Raw genomic sequence first — 18,195 nt, forward strand, 5'->3', positions numbered from 1 at the left:
CTGGGGTAGAGAAGAATGCTCATTACTTGCCCCTATTGCGGCCCGCGCGATGTCATCGAGTTCACCTATCAGGGCGATGGCAACCGCCAGCGCCCGCAACCGGCCTCGCAGAATCTCGACGCCTGGAACGCCTATGTCTATGACCGGCTGAACCCGGCCGGCGACCACAATGAGATCTGGCAGCATTCCGGCGGTTGCCGCACCCATCTCAGGGTGGTGCGCAACACGCTGACGCACGAGATCTCCAGCGCCGCCGCCATGCGCGGCGACCACAAAGCCGCTGCCCGCCACAAGACGGAGGGCAAGTCATGAGCCCGCGCCGCGTCGAGAGCGGCGGCCGGATCGACCGGCTGCGCACCATCCGCTTCAGCTTCGACGGCACGCCCTACACCGGCCATGCCGGCGACACGCTGGCCTCGGCGCTACTGGCCAACGGCGTCACTCTGTTCGGGCGCTCGTTCAAATATCACCGCCCGCGCGGCGTGCTGACATCAGGCGTTGAGGAGCCGAACGCGCTGGTGACGGTGCTGCGCGGCGAGGTTCGCGAGCCCAACATCGCCGCGACCATGGTCGAGATCTATGACGGACTGGTGGCCATCAGCCAGAACCGCTTCCCCTCGCTTGCCTGGGACGTCAACGCCGTCAACCAGCTCGGCGGCAAGCTGCTGTCGGCCGGCTTCTATTACAAGACCTTCATGGGACCGGTGGTCGGCCCGCTGAAGGGCACCCGTTTCTGGATGTTCTGCGAACATTTCATCCGCCGTGCCGCCGGCCTCGGCAAGGCCGGCATCGTTGCCGGCACCGAGCGCTACGAGCGCATGAACGCATTTTGCGACGTGCTGGTGGTCGGCTCCGGGCCCGCCGGACTATCTGCTGCAAAGACGGCTGCAGATCAGGGCGCCCGCGTCATCCTCGCCGAGCTCGAGCCGAATTTCGGCGGCTCGGCCAACTGGTCGGCCGAGACGATCGACGGCATGCCGGCCGCCGACTGGGCGGCGCGCTCTGTCGGCCAGCTCGAAGGCTATGACAATATCCGCCTGCTGCCGCGCACCACGGTGTGGGGCTATTATGACGGTAACACGCTGGCAGCACTTGAGCGGGTCACCGATCATAAGGAGATCCCTGGAAAGGGCGAGCCGCGCCATCGCTACTGGGCCATTCGCGCCAAATCGGTGGTGCTGGCCACCGGCTCCTTCGAGCGGCCTCTGGTGTTCCCGGGCAACGACCGGCCGGGCGTCATGCTGGCGCATGCCGCCGAGCGCTATGCCAATGAATATGGCGTGCTGCCGGGCGAGCGGATCGCGCTGTTCACCAACAATGACAGCGCCTATCGCTCGGCGATTGCGCTGAAGCGGGCCGGTGCCGCGGTCGTCGCCATCGTCGACGTGCGCCCGGAGCTGCCGAGCGAGATGCACAAGCTCGCCGACGAAGCCGAAGCCGAGATTTTCTCCGGCCACGCCGTGGTCGCCACCGAAGGCGGCAAGGCGCTGTCCGGCATCAAGGTGCAGCGCTTCGACATGATCAGCGGTGCGCTGAGCGGCGATGCGCGCAGCATCCACGCCGATTGCCTGCTGATGTCGGGCGGCTGGTCGCCGACCATCCATCTGGCCAGCCAGGCCGGCGCCAACGCGGAATGGAACGCCGCCCGGCAAGCCTTCCTGCCGCCGAAGCCGACGCAGAAATGGATCGGCGCTGGCGCCTTCACCGGCAGTTTCTCCACCGGCGAGGCCATCGCCGAAGGCCGCGCCGCCGGTCTTTCGGCAGCGGGCGGTATCGGAACTCCATCGGCGCTCCCGATTGTCGAAGCCGCCCCAGGCGATCCCGATCCGGCGCCAGTGTTCGAGATCAGGGCCAAGGGCAAGAGCTTCGTCGATTTCCAACACGACGTGACCGCGGAAGACGTGCGGCTGGCGCATCGCGAAGGTTTTGTTTCGGTCGAGCATCTCAAGCGCTACACCACGCTCGGCATGGCGACCGACCAGGGCAAGAGCTCCAACATACCCGGCCTCGCCATCATGGCCGAAGCGCTGGGCAAGCCGATCCCCGAAGTCGGCACGACCCGCTTTCGTCCACCCTTTTCGGCGGTGTCGATCGGCTCGTTGGCGGCCGAACGCTTCGGCGATTTGAAGCCCGAGCGGCTGACGCCAATGCACGACTGGCACCTCGCCAATGGTGCGACCATGTACTCGGCCGGTCTCTGGTACCGCCCGATGATCTACGGGCTTTCAGGTGAGACGATCGAGCAGGCCTATGTCCGCGAAGCCAAGGCCACCAGAGAGAGCGCCGGCATCGTCGACGTCTCGACATTGGGCAAGATCGCCGTGCAAGGTCCTGACGCCGCCGAATTCCTCGACCGCGTCTACACCAACATGTTTTCCACACTTGCCGTCGGCAAGGCGCGCTACGGGCTGATGCTGCGCGAGGATGGCCTCGCCTTTGACGACGGCACGACCTGGCGGCTCGGCGACCAGGACTTTTTGATGACCACCACCACCGCCAATGCCGGCAAGGTGATGCAGCATCTGGAATACTTCCTCGATGTCATCTGGCCGGAGCTGAAGGTGCATGTCACCTCGGTCACCGACGAATGGGCGGGCGCTGCCATAGGCGGCCCGAAGGCGCGCGCAATCCTCGCCGCTTGCGTCACCGGCACCGCAGTCGACAACGCCACCTTGCCCTTCATGGGCATCGTGCGCGGCGAGATATCGGGCGTGCCGGTGATGATCTGTCGGCTCTCCTTCTCCGGCGAAATGGCCTTCGAGGTCTATTCCGGCGCTGGCTACGGCACCCATGTCTGGGAAGCCTTGATCGAGGCCGGCAAGCCGTTCGGGCTGGTCACCTACGGGCTCGAAGCGCTTGGCACGATGCGCATCGAGAAGGGCCATGTCACCGGCGCCGAGATCGACGGCCGCACCACCGCGCGCGACCTGCATCTCGACTGGATGCTGTCCAAGAAAAAGCCGTTCATCGGCTCGGCGATGATGGATCGCGAAGGCCTGATCGCTTCCGATCGCCTGCAGCTTGTCGGGCTGATTGCGCTGGACAATCGGCCACTCAACGGCGGCGCGCACATCGTCGCGGAGCTGGACGAAGCCAACCCGCACGATTCGCTCGGTCACATCACCGCCTGCTGCTATTCGCCGGCGCTCGGCAAACACATCGCGCTGGCTTTGGTTGAAGGCGGCAAGACACGGCACGGCACGCGCGCCTATGTCTCCGACCCCTTGCGCAAGCGCTTCGGGCCGGTCGAGATCGTCTCCAACCACTTCTTCGATCCGGACGGGAGCCGCATGCATGGTTGAGCGCCAATCACCGCTGGAGCCGGCACTGCATGCCGGCTCGCATGGCAATTTCGAACACGGCGTCGAAGTCATTCTCTCCGAAACCAGGCCCGGATCGATCTTGCAGCTAGCCGCATGGCCGGGCGAAGAAAAGCAGCTGATGACAGCCATCCGCACCGTTACCGGCCTCGCTTTGGCCGACGGCGCCGGTGGTGGTAGCACCGACGGCGTCCGGTCGGTGTTCGGCTTTGCGCCGGGGAAATTCACCGTGGTCGATGAAGCGGAGAACCTGGCGGCGGCCTTTGCCAACGTTCTCACCCCGACCATCGGCACTGTCACCGACCTGTCGCATGGCCGCGCCGCGATCCGCATCGCCGGGCCGAAAGCCGAATGGGTGCTGGCGAAATTCTTCGCCATCGACTTCGCGCTGCCCGCCTTCCCGATCGGCGCCGGCCGCTCGACCACCCATCACGATGTCTTCGCGCAGATCCAGCGCACCGGCGCCGACCAATTCGACATCTATGTGTTCCGCTCGTTTGCTCGCTCGTTCTGGAAAGCGCTCTGCCATGCCAGCGAGGAAGTCGGCTACGAGGTGCAATAAGCGTTTGGCCCTACAGACCGGCCGATCTGCCGCTTGAGCGCCCGGCCGGCGACAGCCACGATGCATCAGGAATCACGGGCCGATGCTCAAGGCACGGCTCGACCAGGCAACCAGTACGCATCCCTTCCATGACCGCAGAGACCTCGGCGACGGCCCCTACCCGCATCGGCACGGCGGGCGAGGTGTCGTTGCTGTTGCCACTTACAGTTGCCTGCGGCGTGTTCATGACCAGCCTCGACCAGAATGTCGTGGTTACCGCCCTGCCCGGCATTGGCGAAAGCCTCGCCCGCCCGCCCAGCCAGCTCGGCCTGCTGATCACCGTCTATGTCGCCAGCCTGATCATCTCGATGCCGGTCGGCGGCTGGGCCGCTGATCGCTTCGGCCTGCGCAACGTCTACTGCTTTGCCTTGCTCGTCTTCGCTTTGGCGTCGGCTTTGTGCGGCCTGTCTGAAGGAATCTGGATGCTGGTCGGCTCGCGCGCTTTGCAGGGGTTCGGCGGCGCGCTGATGGGCACACTTGGCCAGGTGGTGATCCTGCAGAGCTTTCCGCGCAGCCACACGCTGAAGATCAATATGTACATCTCGCTGGCCGGCCAGTCCGGGCCATTGGTCGGCCCGCTCGTCGGTGGTGCGCTGACCACCTACATCTCGTGGCGCTGGATCTTCTTCATCAACGTGCCGTTCGCGCTCATTGCCGCATTGCTTGCGGCCTCGCTGTTTCCCTCGGCAACCAAGGCGGTTCGCGCGCCCTTCGATTTCCCGGGCTTTGTCCTTGTCGGCGGCGGCATGGCGCTGCTCGTCTTCGGCATGGACTCGCTTGCTGCAAGAGATCCCGGCGGCGGCATGATCGCCGCTGAACTTGGCCTGGCCATCGCCATCCTCGCCGTCGCTTCCTTCTATTGCTTGCGTGCCCGCAATCCGCTGCTCGATCTCAAGCTCTTGCGCATCCGCACCTTCCGCGTCAGCTTCCTGACCGGCGGCGGACTGGACACGATCGGCCTCAGCTCCGTCGTCTTCCTGCTGCCGCTGATGTTCCAGCTCGGTTTCGGCATGAGCGCCGTACAGGCGGGATCGCTGACTTTCGTCGCAGCGGTCGGCTCGTTGCTGACGCGCCTTTTCATGCCGCGGGTTCTCAACCGCTTCGGCTTCCGTCGGGTGCTGGTGTTCAACACTCCTGTTGTGGCTTGCTTGGTCGCCGGCTTTGCCCTGATGCAGGCAACCACGCCGGTCTGGATCGTGCTCGTTTATATCTTCATCTTCGGCGTCTTCCGCTCGGCGCAATGGGCCTCGACCGGTAACCTCTCTTACTCGGACATCGCACCCGAGCAGCTCGCCCGCTTCAGCGCGCTCTATTACATACTGTGGCAGCTGGCGGTGGCGATCAGCGTTGGCTTGGCGGCCGCCGTGCTGTCGCTCCTGGCTGGCGGCGGCCATGCCAGCGTCAACGACTTCCGCATCCTGTTCGTCATCGAAGGCGTCATCACCCTGTGCGCGCTGTTTGCCTATCTCAGGCTGACGCCGCAGGACGGCGCCCATATCAGCGGCCATGGATCGCCAGTGAGCGTGGAATAGCCCAGTCGCATCGGCCTACTCGCTGAACGTCACCCATTCTTCCAGCGGCACGCGGTCGGTGCGAAAATCGTTTTCGGGCTTCGTCGTGTCCTCATGGCCGAGCGCCATGCCGCAGACGACGATCTCCTCGTCGGGAATGTTGAGCACCGGCCTGATCTGCCGGTGATAGGGCGCAAAGGCCGCCTGCGGACAGGTGTGCAGACCCCTGCCCCGCGCCGCCACCATGATGTTTTGCAGGAACATGCCGTAGTCGATCCACGAGCCCTGGTTCAGCCGCCGATCGATGGTGAAGATCATGCCGACCGGCGCGTCGAAGAAGACGAAGTTGCGGTCGTGCTGGGCGCGCATCTTGTCGACCTCGCGGCGGCCGATGCCGAGCGCGCCATAGAGCCCAAAACCGTTGGCGCGCCGGCGGGTGAGATAAGGCTCGAAGAACTGGGTCGGGTAATAGCGATACTCGTCCCAATCGGCCTTCTCGGCGCGGATGCCGGAATTGAGGATGGCATCTGATATCTGCTGCTTGATATCGCCCTTGGTGACATAGACCCGCCAGGGCTGCATGTTGGTGCCCGAAGGCGCGCGCGCGGCAACGGCCAGAATGGCGCGGATCGTCTCGTCGTCGACCATGTCGGGCAGGAAGGCGCGCACTGAACGGCGAGACATGATCGCCTCGTCGACGATCGCCGCGTCCTCAGCAATCCGTGTGTCATTCACCAGCATGGGCCGTCCCTTTGCGCATGCGCCCCGAAAACCGAACCGGCCTCCGGAAAAAGATCATGCGCAGATTTCAAACCTTGGTCGCCGACCGGACGACCCCACACTCGCCGTTCGTGGGCCGAGCCTTTGCATGAACCGCCAAAATCGCGCAAGCAAATCTTGCGGCCTCATGAAAATCCTCTTGATTTTTTCACGAAGGTGCTTTCTCATGAAATTCACTTCGGAATTTTCATCAAGTGAGCGTTTTGCCCCCAGCTACCGCCAGAACATTGCAGGGACCTGACGAGCGCCTGCTGGCCAGCGATATTCGCGCGCTGCGCAAGGCGCGCGGGCTGACGCTGGCTGAGATCGCCCTCAACCTCGACCGCTCCGTCGGCTGGGTCAGCCAGGTCGAGCGCGGCCTGTCGATCCCTTCGCTCGGCGATCTCAGGGCCTTCGCCGACCTGTTCGGCGTGCCGCTCAGCCTGTTCTTCAGCCACGACGTGCCGATCGAGAAGGAGCGCGGCGTTGTCGTGCGCGCCGGCAGCCGGCGCACGCTTGGCACAAGCGAATCCGGCCTGGTGGAGGAGCTTCTGTCGCCCGATCTCGGCGGTAGTTTCGAGATGGTGCGCTCGATCTTCGCGCCGGGAGCGGAACTGAAGACCCAGCAGCTACGGCCGACCGAGGAGGCCGGCTATGTCGCATCGGGTATTTTCGAGATCGAGATAGCAGGCGTCTGGCACCGGCTTGTCGAAGGCGACTCCTTTCGCTTCGAGCGCAAGCCGTATCGCTGGCGCAATCCCGGCACCGAGCCGGCAGTGATCATCTGGGTGGTTTCGCCGCCTGTCTATTGAACGAGGGATTTCTAATATGGCCGGTTTGCCGACCACGGCACGCGTGGTGATCATCGGAGGCGGTGCCGTCGGCACCTCCTCGCTCTACCATCTTGCCAAAGCGGGCTGGACCGACTGCGTGCTTCTGGAAAAGAACGAGCTGACCTCCGGCTCTACCTGGCACGCCGCCGGCAATGTGCCGACCTTCTCCTCGTCATGGTCGCTGATGAACATGCAGCGCTATTCGACCGAGCTTTATCGCGGGCTCGCCAACGCGGTCGACTATCCCATGAACTACCACGTCACCGGCTCGCTCAGGCTCGCCCACACGACCGAGCGGATGCAGGAATTCCAGCGCGCCAAGGGCATGGGCCGCTACCAGGGCATGGACATCGACGTCGTCGGGCTCGACGAGATCAGGCGCCGCTACCCCTTTCTCGAAACGCATGAATTGAAGGGTGCGCTCTACGATCCCAATGACGGCGACATCGACCCGGCACAGCTGACCCAGGCGCTGGCCAAGGGCGCGCGCGACATGGGCGCCAAGATCATCCGCTTCTGCCCGGTGTCAGGCGTGCGCCGTGAGAACGACGAATGGGTGGTGGAGACGGCGCAAGGCGAAATCCGCTGCGAGATCGTCGTCAACGCCGCCGGCTACCGTGCAGCCGAAGTCGGCAAGATGTTCGGCCGCGACGTGCCGATGATGGTGATGAGCCATCAGTACATATTGTTCGAGGAAATCCCCGAACTCGCGGCCTGGTCGAAAGAACAGGGCAAGAAACTACCGCTGCTGCGCGACGTCGACACCTCCTACTATCTGCGTCAGGAAAAGAACGGCATGAATCTCGGCCCCTATGAGCGCAATTGCCGCGCCCATTGGGTTGGCCACAACGACCCGATGCCGGATGATTTCTCGTTCCAGCTGTTCCCCGACGATCTCGACCGCCTCGAGCATTATCTCGCCGACGCCGTCGCCCGTGTGCCGATCCTCGGCACCGCCGGCCTGTCGAAAGTCATCAACGGCCCGATCCCCTACACGCCGGACGGCAACCCGCTGATCGGGCCGATGCCGGGCGTTCCCAATGCCTTCGAGGCCTGCGTCTTCACCTTCGGCATCGCGCAGGGCGGCGGCGCCGGCAAGGTGCTGGCCGAATGGGTGACACAAGGCCAGACCGAATGGGACATGTGGTCCTGCGATCCACGTCGCTTCACCTCTTTTGCCGCGGCTCCGGACTATTGCGTCGCCAAGGGCATGGAGATCTACGGCAACGAATACGCCATCCAGTTTCCGCGCCATGCCTGGCCGGCCGGCCGCGACCGCAAACTGTCGCCGATCCACGATCGCATCAAAGCGCTCGGCGGCCGCTTCGACGCCTACAATGGCTGGGAGCGCGCCACCTGGTACGCGAAGGAGGGTGATGACGTTTCCGAGGAAGCCACACTGACCTTCCGCCGCGACGGGCCGTGGCAGCATCGGGTGCGCGAAGAATGCCTGGCCGTGCGCGACGAAGCCGGCATTTTAGACCTGCCGGGCTTCTCGCGTTTCAACCTCGACGGCCCGGGCGCCGCCGAATGGCTGAGCCGACAGGTGACCGGTCTGGTGCCGAAACCGGGCCGCATCGGCCTTGTCTATTTCTCGGACGACAAGGGCCGCATCGTCACCGAAATGTCCGTCGTGCGCCACGACGAGAACCTGATGACGCTGATCACCGCTGCGGTGGCACAGTGGCACGACTTCGAATGGCTGAAATCGCGCATGCCGAAGGACGCTTCGTTCAAGCTGATCGACCGCACGGAAGAGTTCTCCACGCAGATCCTCGCTGGCCCCAACTCACGAAAAATCCTCGCCGATGTCTGCGCTGCAGATCTGGCTTTGCCTTGGCTGACCCATCAGGAGACGACAATCGCCGGCCGCTGGGCAAAGCTGGTGCGCGTCTCCTTCGCCGGCGAACTCGGCTGGGAAATCCACACCAGGGTCGACGACACATCGGCCGTCTTCGACGCCGTCTGGGCCGCAGGTCAGAAACATGGGCTAAGACCGTTCGGCATGTACGCGCTGGATTCGCTGCGGCTCGAAAAGGGCTACCGCACCTGGAAGGGCGATCTTTCGACCGACTATTCGATCCTGCAGGGCGGGCTGGAACGCTTCGTCAAATGGGACAAGCCGGACTTCCCAGGCAAGGCTGCCTTGCTCAGCGAAAAACAGCAAGGCGTGAAGAAACGCTTCGTCACGCTGGTCGTCGAAAACCCCGGCGACTGCGACGCGCCTTCCGTGTCGACGCTGTGGCATGACGGCAAGATCGTCGGCGAAACGACGTCAGGCGGCTGGGGTCATCGCATCGACAAATCGATCGCGCTCGGCATGCTGCGCGCCGACCTCGCCGAACCGGGCACGGCAATCGAGATCGAAATCTTCGGCGAGCGTTTTCGGGCAATCGTGCAAAAAGACGAACCGCTGTGGGATCCAAAAAACGAAAGATTGAGAGCATGAAACAAGTCATCCTCACCGATGGTGGCATGGGCCAGGAACTGGTGCGCCGCAGCAGCTCCGAACCGACGCCGCTGTGGTCGGCCAGGGTGTTGATCGACGAGCCGGATCTGGTGCGCGACCTGCATGCCGAATTCATCCGCGCTGGCGCCCGCGTCATCACCATCAACACCTATTCGGCGACGCCGGAGCGTCTCGCGCGCGAAGGTGCAGAAGACCTGTTCAAGCCATTGCAGAAGCGCGGCATTGAACTGGCAAGGCAAGCTCGCGACGAAGCAGGCGACACGGCGATCGCCGGCTGCCTGTCGCCGCTGTTCGGCAGCTATGCGCCGGCGCTGACCATCTCCTATCAGGAGACGCTCGACATCTATCGCCGCGTCGTCGCCGAGCAGGCGGACGGCGTCGATCTGTTCCTGTGCGAGACCATGGCCTCGGCCGAAGAAGGCCGTGCGGCCGTCACTGCCGCAGCCGAAAGCGGCAAGCCTGTCTGGGTGTCGTGGACGCTCGCCGATCACGGCACGCCGCGCCTGCGTAGCGGCGAGACAATAGCGGCAGCGTCGAGCGCGCTCGACGGCCTGCCGATCGCAGCCAGACTGGTCAATTGCTGCCGGCCCGAAGCGATCGCTGCAGCCTTGCCCGAACTGATCGATCTCGGCGGCCCGGTCGGCGCCTATGCCAACGGCTTCACCTCCACCGAAGCGCTCAAACATGGCGGCACCGTCGATGTGCTGCATGCCCGCCATGACCTTGGCCCGGATGCCTATGCCGACCAGGCGCTCGGCTGGGTGAGAGCCGGCGCCGGCATCGTCGGCGGCTGCTGCGAAGTCGGACCCGCCCATATTGCCGCCCTGCGCGCCCAGCTCGAACAGGCCGGCTACGAAATTTCGGGAGTATCCTGATGCCCAGACCCTCATCGCGCATTTCCGGCATCGTGCCTTCGGGCAAGGATGGCTGGGAGGTCCACACCGCCGCCTGGGCGCGCAAGGCGGCCGGCGAAGACATCATCATGCTGTCGATCGGCGACCATGACTTCGATACGCCGTCGCAAACCATCGAGGCCTGCGTGACGGCGGTTCGCGCCAGCAATCACCACTACACACCGCTTCCCGGCATCCCGCGTCTGCGCAAGGCCATGGCGGTCGCCTCGACCGCATGCACTGGCATCGCAACCAATGCCGATCAGGTCATCGCCACGCCGGGTGGGCAGGCAGCGCTCTACGCGGCCGTGCAGGCCGTTCTCGACCAGGGCGACCATGCCATCGTGGTCGCGCCCTATTATGCCACCTACCCCAACACGTTCCGCGCGGCGGGTGCGGAATTCACCGTGATCGAGACACCGGCCGAGGACGGTTTTCAACCGCGAGCCAGCGATATCCGCGCAGCGCTTCGGCCCAACACGCGCGCCATCCTCATCAACACACCGAACAACCCGACGGGTGCCGTCTATTCGCGCCAGCATTTGGAAGAGCTGGCGCAAATCTGCCGAGAGCATGACCTCTGGCTGCTCTCCGACGAGGTCTATTGGACGCTGGGCGGCGGCGAACACATCTCGCCGCGCTCGCTACCTGGCATGGCGGAGCGCACACTGGTCATCAATTCGATGTCGAAGAGCCATGGCATGACCGGCTGGCGCATGGGCTGGCTGACCGGTCCCGAAGCGATGATTACGCTGCTGACCAATCTCAATCTGGTGACCACCTACGGCCTGCCGGCCTTCATCAGCCTGGCTTGCGCCGAGGCGCTCGAGAACGGCTACGGCGTCAAGGAGATCGCAGAGCGCTATGCCGGAAGGCGCACAATCCTGCTCGACGCCGTGCGCGGTATGAACAATGTCAGCGTGCGCGGCTCCGAAGGCGGCATGTATGTCATGCTCGACATATCTGATGTCGAACCCGACGACGAGAAATTCGCCTGGGCCCTGCTCGACGCCGAAAAGGTCGGCGTGATGCCCGGCTCCAGCTTCGGCGAGGCCGCCGCCGGCCACATCCGCATCAGCCTCTGCCAGCCTGAGCCTGTCTTGCAGGAGGCAGCGCTTCGCTTGCGCCGCTTCGCTTCCAGCTACCGCCGTGAGGCCGCATGACCGCCAAACCCATCCCGACCAAGGCCAGAGCCGTCATCATCGGCGGCGGCGTCTCCGGCTGCTCGGTCGCCTATCACCTGGCCAAGCTCGGCTGGACCGACATCGTGCTGCTCGAACGCAAGCAGCTGACATCAGGCACGACATGGCACGCCGCCGGCCTGATCGGCCAGTTGCGCGGCTCGCAGAACATGACGCGGCTGGCGAAATATTCGGCCGACCTCTACGTCAAGCTGGAGGCCGAAACCGAAGTCGGCACCGGCATGCGCCAGGTGGGTTCGATCACCGTGGCGCTCACCGAAGAACGCAAGCACGAGATCTATAGGCAGGCCTCGCTCGCCCGCGCCTTCGATGTCGACGTGCGCGAGATTTCGCCCAACGAAGTCAGTGAGATGTACCCGCATCTCAATGTGTCCGATGTGGTCGGTGCCGTCCATCTGCCGCTCGACGGCCAATGCGACCCCGCCAACATCGCCATGGCGCTGGCCAAGGGCGCCCGCCAGCGTGGCGCCACCATCGTCGAGAATGTGAAAGTGACCAAGGTCCACACCAGGGACGGTCGCGTCACAGGCGTGTCGTGGGCACAGGGTGACGAACAAGGCATGATCGAGGCCGACATCGTCGTCAATTGCGCCGGCATGTGGGCGCGTGAGCTTGGCGCCCAGAACGGCGTCACCATCCCGCTGCACGCCTGCGAGCACTTCTATCTCGTCACCGAGCCGATCCCCGGCCTTACCCGCCTGCCGGTGCTGCGCGTTCCCGACGAATGCGCCTACTACAAGGAAGACGCCGGCAAGATGATGCTCGGCGCCTTCGAGCCGGTGGCCAAGCCATGGGGCATGGACGGCATTCGCGAGGATTTCTGCTTCGACCAATTGCCCGAGGATTTCGAGCATTTCGAACCGATCCTCGAAATGGGCGTCAACCGCATGCCGATGCTGGGCACCGCCGGCATCCACACCTTCTTCAATGGCCCCGAGAGTTTTACGCCTGACGATCGCTACTATCTCGGCGAGGCGCCGGAACTGTCCGGCTACTGGATGGCGACTGGCTACAATTCGATCGGCATCGTCTCTTCCGGCGGCGCCGGCATGGCGCTGGCGCAATGGATCAATGACGGCGAAGCCCCCTTCGACCTCTGGGAAGTCGACATCCGCCGCGCCCAGCCGTTCCAGAAGAACCGCCGCTACCTCAAGGAGCGCGTCTCCGAAACACTTGGCCTGCTCTATGCCGACCATTTCCCCTATCGCCAGATGGCGACCTCGCGCAACGTCAGGCGTTCGCCCCTGCATGAGCACCTGAAGGCGCGCGGCGCCGTATTCGGCGAGGTCGCCGGCTGGGAGCGCGCCAATTGGTTCGCTCGCGAAGGACAGGAGCGCGAATACCGCTATTCCTGGAAGCGGCAGAACTGGTTCGACAACCAGCGCGAGGAGCATCTGGCGGTTCGCAACGGCGTCGGCCTGTTCGACATGACCTCCTTCGGCAAGATCCGCGTCGAGGGCCGCGACGCCTGTGCCTTCCTGCAAAGACTGTGCGCCAACGACATGGATGTGGCGCCAGGCAAGATCGTCTACACGCAGATGCTCAACAAGCGCGGCGGCATCGAGAGCGACCTTACCGTCTCGCGCCTGTCGCAAACCACCTACTTCCTCGTCGTCCCCGGTGCCACGCTGCAGCGCGATCTCGCCTGGTTGAGAAAACATCTCGCCGACGAGTTCGTCGTCATCACCGACGTGACGGCGGCGGAAAGCGTGCTCTGCCTGATGGGGCCGGACGCGCGGAAATTGATTAAGAAGGTGAGCCCGAACGATTTCTCCAACGAAACCAATCCGTTCGGGACGTTTCAGGAGATAGAAATCGGCATGGGCCTGGCCCGCGCCCACCGCGTCACCTATGTCGGCGAACTCGGCTGGGAACTTTATGTCTCGACCGATCAGGCCGCTCATGTCTTCGAAGCAATCGACGAGGCAGGCGCCGATGTCGGCCTGAAACTTTGCGGCCTGCACACGCTGGATTCCTGCCGCATCGAAAAGGCCTTCCGCCATTTCGGCCACGACATCACCGACGAGGACCATGTTCTGGAGGCCGGCCTCGGCTTTGCCGTGAAGACGGCGAAGGGCGACTTTATCGGCCGCGATGCCGTGCTGCAGAAGAAGGAAGCCGGGATGAACCGGCGGCTGGTGCAGTTTCGCCTGAAAGACCCGCAACCCCTGCTCTTCCACAACGAGGCGATTCTGCGCGACGGCAAGATCGTCGGCCCGATCACCTCGGGCAATTACGGCCACCATCTCGGCGGCGCCGTCGGGCTCGGCTATGTCTCATGCAAGGGTGAGAGCGAGGCGGACGTGCTGGCCTCATCCTACGAGATCGAGATCGCCGGCGAGCGGTTTGCGGCGGAGGCGGCGCTGAAGCCGATGTATGATCCGAAGGCGGAACGGGTGAGGATGTAGCGCCTCTTACCCTTCTCCCCGTTTACGGGGAGAAGGTGGCCCGAAGGGCCGGATGAGGGGCAGCACGAACCTTCGCAAGCTGGCTCCGACCATCATCTGCCTGCCGGCGTTCGTCATTCGAAAAGCCAAGCAATTGGCTTTTCGTCCGCTGTGCGGACCATTCCTCACCTCCCCGTGAACGGGGAGAAGGACGCTAATGCCTCAAAACCGCTCCAGCTTCGCCCGCACTTTAGCGAGAAACGCCGCCCGGCTCCGTGGCGTCGAGGCATCCATCAGATAATGCGCCAGGAAGAATGTCCTGCAACGTGTCGCGCACAGCGCGCGCATGCCGCGCAGGATGGTCTTGCGGCCGGGCTGGCCGACGACGACGCTCCACCAGGTTGGCGCGCCGCAGGTGGTGATCACGCCGACCTTGGTCACATGCGTCATCAGCGACTTGATGCGCCCCTTGCCCGCCGGCAGCTTGAAGGCGACATCGGTCGCCCACACCCGGTCCAGCCAGCCTTTCAGCATCGCCGGCAGCCCGTACCACCATGTCGGATAGACAAAGAGGATCGCCTCGGCCCAGGCGAGATGCTCGAAATGCGGCTTCAGCGCCGGATCCTCAGGGGCACGGTCATTGTAGAAACGCCGCTCATCGCAGCCCATGACCGGATTGAAGTTTTCCGCATAGAGGTCGAGCAGCCGTACCTCCCAGCCTCTTCGCGTCAGCACTTCGATGGCGCTGTCGCGGATCGACGCGCAAAAGCTCTCGGGTACCGGATGGCAATAGACCACCAGCACCCGCATCAGAACGCATCCATCCTGGCCGCGACCTTGGTCATGAAGGCCTTGCGCGTCTCATCGGTCGACAGGTTCATCGAATAATGCGCGAGGTAGGACACAGAGGCACCGGGTTTGATGGTGGCGCGCAGCATGCGATTGACCAGCTTGCGCGGCGGATCGCCCATCAGCATGGCACGGAAGCGGCTGCCGCCATAGGTGGTGACCGCGGCCAGCTTGCGAATGTTGTGCAGCGACGGTTGCACCTTGCCATCAACCAGCCGGAACGACACACCGGGTAGAAAAACGCGATCGAGAAAGCCTTTCAGCATGGCCGGAAAACCGAAATTCCAGACGGGGTATGACAGCACCAGCGCCTCGGCCCGCAGCAAGCGCTCGACATAGGGCGCTGCCGGATCAGCGGCGCCGCGCACATCGTGATAGCCGAGCCGCTCGGCCCGTGTCAGCCGCGGATCGAAGCCCTCGGCGTAGAGATCGCAATCATCGACACTATGGCCGGCCGCAGTCAGCCGCTCGACGATCATCTGGTGCAGGCCGGCGTTGAAGCTGGTCTCGACCGGATGGGCGTAGAGGACCAGAATGTTCATCAGCCCGCCTTCTGCAAACCCTTGAACAGGAACGACCTGCCCGAGCGGTAATCGTAGTCAGGATTTTCCCAGGCGATCATCTTGCCGGGATTGAGCAGCCCTTGCGGATCGGTCTCGCGCTTGAAGGCAAGTTGCACCGCGTCGGTCTGCTTCATGCCGCCCTCCTCCAGCGTGTAGCGGTGGGGGTTGAAGATCCAGCAGCCATTGTCCTCGTGAATGCGGATGATCTCGTCGAGCCGCTCCGTCGTGGTGAAGCGCACCAGCGGCAGCCCGGCGGCGCCGATCGCGCCATCGAAACGGATGAATTCGAGATGCGCCGGCACCTCGTCGCCAAAGCGATCGACCATCGCCTTGACGTGTCCGAGATGGTCCGGCGACGGGTATCGGGTCTGCAGGTAGGTAATCGTTGGATCGACCCTGATGGCGCGCAATGTCGTGTGGTTCCAGGTCAATTCATAGGCCGGCGGCAGGCCCTTGAGATCGGCCTCCTCGTCGGCACGAAAGACGATCTCGCCCTTGCTGTGTGCCGTCAGGGCGACAAAGGCGTCCATCGCATGCGGCGCGATCATGCACACCACGATGCTCTGCTCGCGCCGGAAGAACTTCTGATGCCGCTTGAAATAGTCGTAGGGGATGGGCGCCGCGATCGGCGTGATCAGTTTCGCCAATATGCCGTCCTGGATGGCGAGATCATTGCCGAAGCTGGCAGCGTCCATGAAGGTGTCGAAGCCGACGATGACGTCGATCCAGTCATAGCTGGCGGTCAGCGGCATCTCGACTTCGGTGATGATGCCGTTGGTGCCGTAGGCATGCATGACCTTGAGCACGTCCTCACCGGTCAGGTCCATGACGCGCGGCTCCGCCTCCATCGTCACGGTCCTGAGCCGGATGACATTGCCGAGATCGCGCAGGCCGCCCCAGCGGATCGAACCGATGCCGCCAGAGCCGCCGGCAACGAAGCCGCCGATCGAGGCCGTGTTGTAAGTCGATGGCGACATGCGCAGTTCCTGGCCCGAATGTGCCCGCGTCGCTTTGTCGATGTCGGCGAGAACCGCACCCGGGCCGGTGACGACGCGGCCGGGCGCGATCGTCTTGACCGTGTTCATCTCGGCAAGATTGAGCACGACGCCGCCCGACAAAGGCATCGCCTGCCCGTAATTGCCGGTGCCGCTGCCGCGCGGCGTCACCGGAATGCCGTGGCGGTGGCAAGCGGCGAGCACGCGGATGACCTCGTCTTCCGATTTCGGCGTCACGATCAGGTCGCCGGTGACATGGTCGAGCTGCTGCTTCAGCACCGGGCTGTACCAGTAGAAGTCGCGGCTTTTCTGCTGGACGATCGCCGGATTGTCGTCGAGCTTCAGACCTTCGAGGTCACGCTTGAGTGCCGAAACATCCATCATGTCACCATCAAATCGTCGAGTTCGGCATAGTCGGGCAGCTGGCGGTCGATCGAGCGGCCGTCGCGCACGACGATGCGATCCGATTCGGGCCGCGACAGCAATTCCGTCCAGCTCCGCCCCTTGAAGACGACGAAATCGGCGGCCCCGCCAGAAGCGAGCGTACCAAAACCGTCGAGCCGCATCACCTTGGCCGGCGTCGCCGTCACCGCTTGCGGCCAGTCGGCGACCGGATGATCGAAATGCAGGATGCGCGTCGCCATGCGGTAGACTTCCAGCATGTCGAGGTCGCCATAGGCGTAGAACGGATCACGCGTGTTGTCGGAGGCAACCGCAACCGAAATGCCCCTCGCCTTCATCTCGTGCAGCAGCGTCACGCCACGCCAGCGCGGCGTGGTGTTGTCGGCTCGCCGGTCCTGCAGATAGAGATTGCACATCGGCAGCGACACCACGGCGAGCCCGGCCTTCGCCACCTTGTCCAGCGTGTCGAGCACATCGAGGTCAGGCTGGCGAGCCAGAGAGCAGCAATGTCCCACAAGGATATTGCCCTCAAAACCGTTCCACAGTGCCGCCTCGGCGATCTTCTTCAGCGAGATCGCTGAGACATCGTCGGTCTCGTCGGCATGGAAATCCAGGTCGAGGCCATGCTTGATCGCTTGCGCGAACACCTGGTCGAGAAGCTCTTCCAGATCCGGCACCATATAGGTGACGACGCCGAGCACGCCCTTGGCCGAAGCCACCCGCTTGGCCAGTCTTTCGAACCATTTCTTGTCGCGCACGCCTTCGATGCCGAGCAGACAGGCAGCCTGCAGCTCGATGCGGCCACGCCATTTTTCGCGCATGGCTTCGAACACCGGCCAGGAAATCTCTTCCTGCGGCGGCACGCTGTCGAGGTGGGTGCGCAACGCCCTGGTGCTATGCGCATAGGCTGAGCGCAGTGAAAAATCCATGCGGCGGGCGACATCCTCGGCACTCCAGCGCGCGGCGCGGTCCGCACCTGTGGCGTTCAGCGCGCCCATGAAGGTGCCGTCGGGATTGGGTTTGCGCGGCCAGATATGGCCCTTGTCGATATGCGTGTGGCAGTCGACGAAACACGGCAGGATGATACGGCCGCCAAGGTCGACGGCACCGGCCTGCAGCGCTGCGCGATCATGCGCGACGATGCCCGTGATTTTGCCATCAGCGACGGTGATGTTGGCAAGCGCGAAGCCGTCGCTGTCGAAGACGGCGGTGAGGCCGGGTGTGATGGATTGATGAACGCGTGCGTTGGCAAGGCAGTAAGAGCCGGAGGCTGGGATCAAGGCCTACCCCCCTCTGTCCTGCCGGACATCTCCCCCCCAAGGGGGGAGATTGGCAGCTTCAGCCGAGCCGCCTCTTTTGCAACATCCGTGATTAGCGAAAACAAAACATGCAGCCAATCTCCCCCCTTGA

14 protein-coding genes are annotated in these 18,195 nt (G+C 63.9%); 9 read left to right on the plus strand and 5 right to left on the minus strand.

The genetic code is table 11. The features are described 5' to 3' along the window. Positions 1-15 precede the first annotated feature (15 nt). From AC1DVW_RS18255 to AC1DVW_RS18270, 4 genes are all read left to right on the plus strand, one after another. On the plus strand, positions 16-312 hold the full coding sequence (locus AC1DVW_RS18255; RefSeq protein WP_477324844.1) for a sarcosine oxidase subunit delta: 297 nt from the start codon (positions 16-18) through the stop codon (positions 310-312). Then, the gene (locus tag AC1DVW_RS18260) at positions 309-3,302 is read left to right on the plus strand and encodes a sarcosine oxidase subunit alpha (protein WP_477324846.1); all 2,994 of its coding nucleotides are present in this window, start codon (positions 309-311) and stop codon (positions 3,300-3,302) included. Before AC1DVW_RS18255 ends, AC1DVW_RS18260 begins: the two co-directional genes overlap by 4 nt. Further along, positions 3,295-3,882 (plus strand): sarcosine oxidase subunit gamma, encoded by a 588-nt coding sequence (locus AC1DVW_RS18265; protein ID WP_477324848.1) that lies wholly within the window; start codon positions 3,295-3,297, stop codon positions 3,880-3,882. The genes AC1DVW_RS18260 and AC1DVW_RS18265 overlap by 8 nt, the downstream gene beginning before the upstream one ends. A 128-nt stretch (positions 3,883-4,010) precedes the next feature. After that, positions 4,011-5,453 (plus strand): MFS transporter, encoded by a 1,443-nt coding sequence (locus AC1DVW_RS18270; protein ID WP_477324850.1) that lies wholly within the window; start codon positions 4,011-4,013, stop codon positions 5,451-5,453. A gap of 15 nt (positions 5,454-5,468) precedes the next feature. Here AC1DVW_RS18270 and AC1DVW_RS18275 read toward each other — a convergent pair whose 3' ends face one another. Beyond that, positions 5,469-6,173: a nitroreductase gene (locus AC1DVW_RS18275; protein ID WP_477324852.1), complete on the minus strand. Its 705-nt coding sequence runs from the start codon at positions 6,171-6,173 to the stop codon at positions 5,469-5,471. Between the two features lie 287 nt (positions 6,174-6,460). On the opposite strand from AC1DVW_RS18275, the gene AC1DVW_RS18280 reads away from it, so the two are divergent. Genes AC1DVW_RS18280 through AC1DVW_RS18300 form a run of 5 tightly spaced genes read left to right on the plus strand, consistent with a single transcriptional unit; the run spans position 6,461 to position 13,997 of the window. Next, positions 6,461-7,003: a helix-turn-helix domain-containing protein gene (locus AC1DVW_RS18280; protein ID WP_477324979.1), complete on the plus strand. Its 543-nt coding sequence runs from the start codon at positions 6,461-6,463 to the stop codon at positions 7,001-7,003. Positions 7,004-7,019: 16 nt separating this feature from the next. Then, positions 7,020-9,473 carry a GcvT family protein gene (locus tag AC1DVW_RS18285; protein ID WP_477324854.1) on the plus strand — a complete coding sequence of 818 codons (2,454 nt, stop codon included), beginning with the start codon at positions 7,020-7,022 and terminating at the stop codon, positions 9,471-9,473. After that, entirely contained in the window at positions 9,470-10,369 is a 900-nt protein-coding gene (locus AC1DVW_RS18290) for a homocysteine S-methyltransferase family protein (protein ID WP_477324856.1), read from the plus strand. Before AC1DVW_RS18285 ends, AC1DVW_RS18290 begins: the two co-directional genes overlap by 4 nt. Next, complete coding sequence (locus AC1DVW_RS18295; RefSeq protein WP_477324858.1) at positions 10,369-11,550, plus strand: pyridoxal phosphate-dependent aminotransferase; 1,182 nt, start codon at positions 10,369-10,371, stop codon at positions 11,548-11,550. The genes AC1DVW_RS18290 and AC1DVW_RS18295 overlap by 1 nt, the downstream gene beginning before the upstream one ends. Beyond that, positions 11,547-13,997, plus strand: coding sequence for a GcvT family protein (locus AC1DVW_RS18300; protein ID WP_477324860.1), 2,451 nt, complete (start codon positions 11,547-11,549; stop codon positions 13,995-13,997). The genes AC1DVW_RS18295 and AC1DVW_RS18300 overlap by 4 nt, the downstream gene beginning before the upstream one ends. 201 nt (positions 13,998-14,198) lie before the next feature. On the opposite strand, the gene AC1DVW_RS18305 is transcribed toward AC1DVW_RS18300, so the two are convergent. Genes AC1DVW_RS18305 through AC1DVW_RS18320 form a run of 4 tightly spaced genes read right to left on the minus strand, consistent with a single transcriptional unit; the run spans position 14,199 to position 18,065 of the window. Further along, positions 14,199-14,786 carry an NAD(P)H-dependent oxidoreductase gene (locus AC1DVW_RS18305; RefSeq protein WP_477324862.1) on the minus strand — a complete coding sequence of 196 codons (588 nt, stop codon included), beginning with the start codon at positions 14,784-14,786 and terminating at the stop codon, positions 14,199-14,201. Beyond that, a complete protein-coding gene (locus tag AC1DVW_RS18310) occupies positions 14,786-15,367 on the minus strand; it encodes an NAD(P)H-dependent oxidoreductase (RefSeq protein ID WP_477324864.1) in 582 nt (193 codons plus the stop codon). Before AC1DVW_RS18310 ends, AC1DVW_RS18305 begins: the two co-directional genes overlap by 1 nt. Continuing rightward, entirely contained in the window at positions 15,367-16,764 is a 1,398-nt protein-coding gene (locus AC1DVW_RS18315; protein WP_477324981.1) for an FAD-binding oxidoreductase, read from the minus strand. The genes AC1DVW_RS18310 and AC1DVW_RS18315 overlap by 1 nt, the downstream gene beginning before the upstream one ends. Then, positions 16,764-18,065, minus strand: a complete 1,302-nt coding sequence (locus AC1DVW_RS18320; protein WP_477324866.1) for a cytosine deaminase — start codon at positions 18,063-18,065, stop codon at positions 16,764-16,766. Before AC1DVW_RS18320 ends, AC1DVW_RS18315 begins: the two co-directional genes overlap by 1 nt. Between the last annotated feature and the right edge of the window lie 130 nt (positions 18,066-18,195).

Source organism: Mesorhizobium sp. P3_B5 (assembly GCF_056402815.1).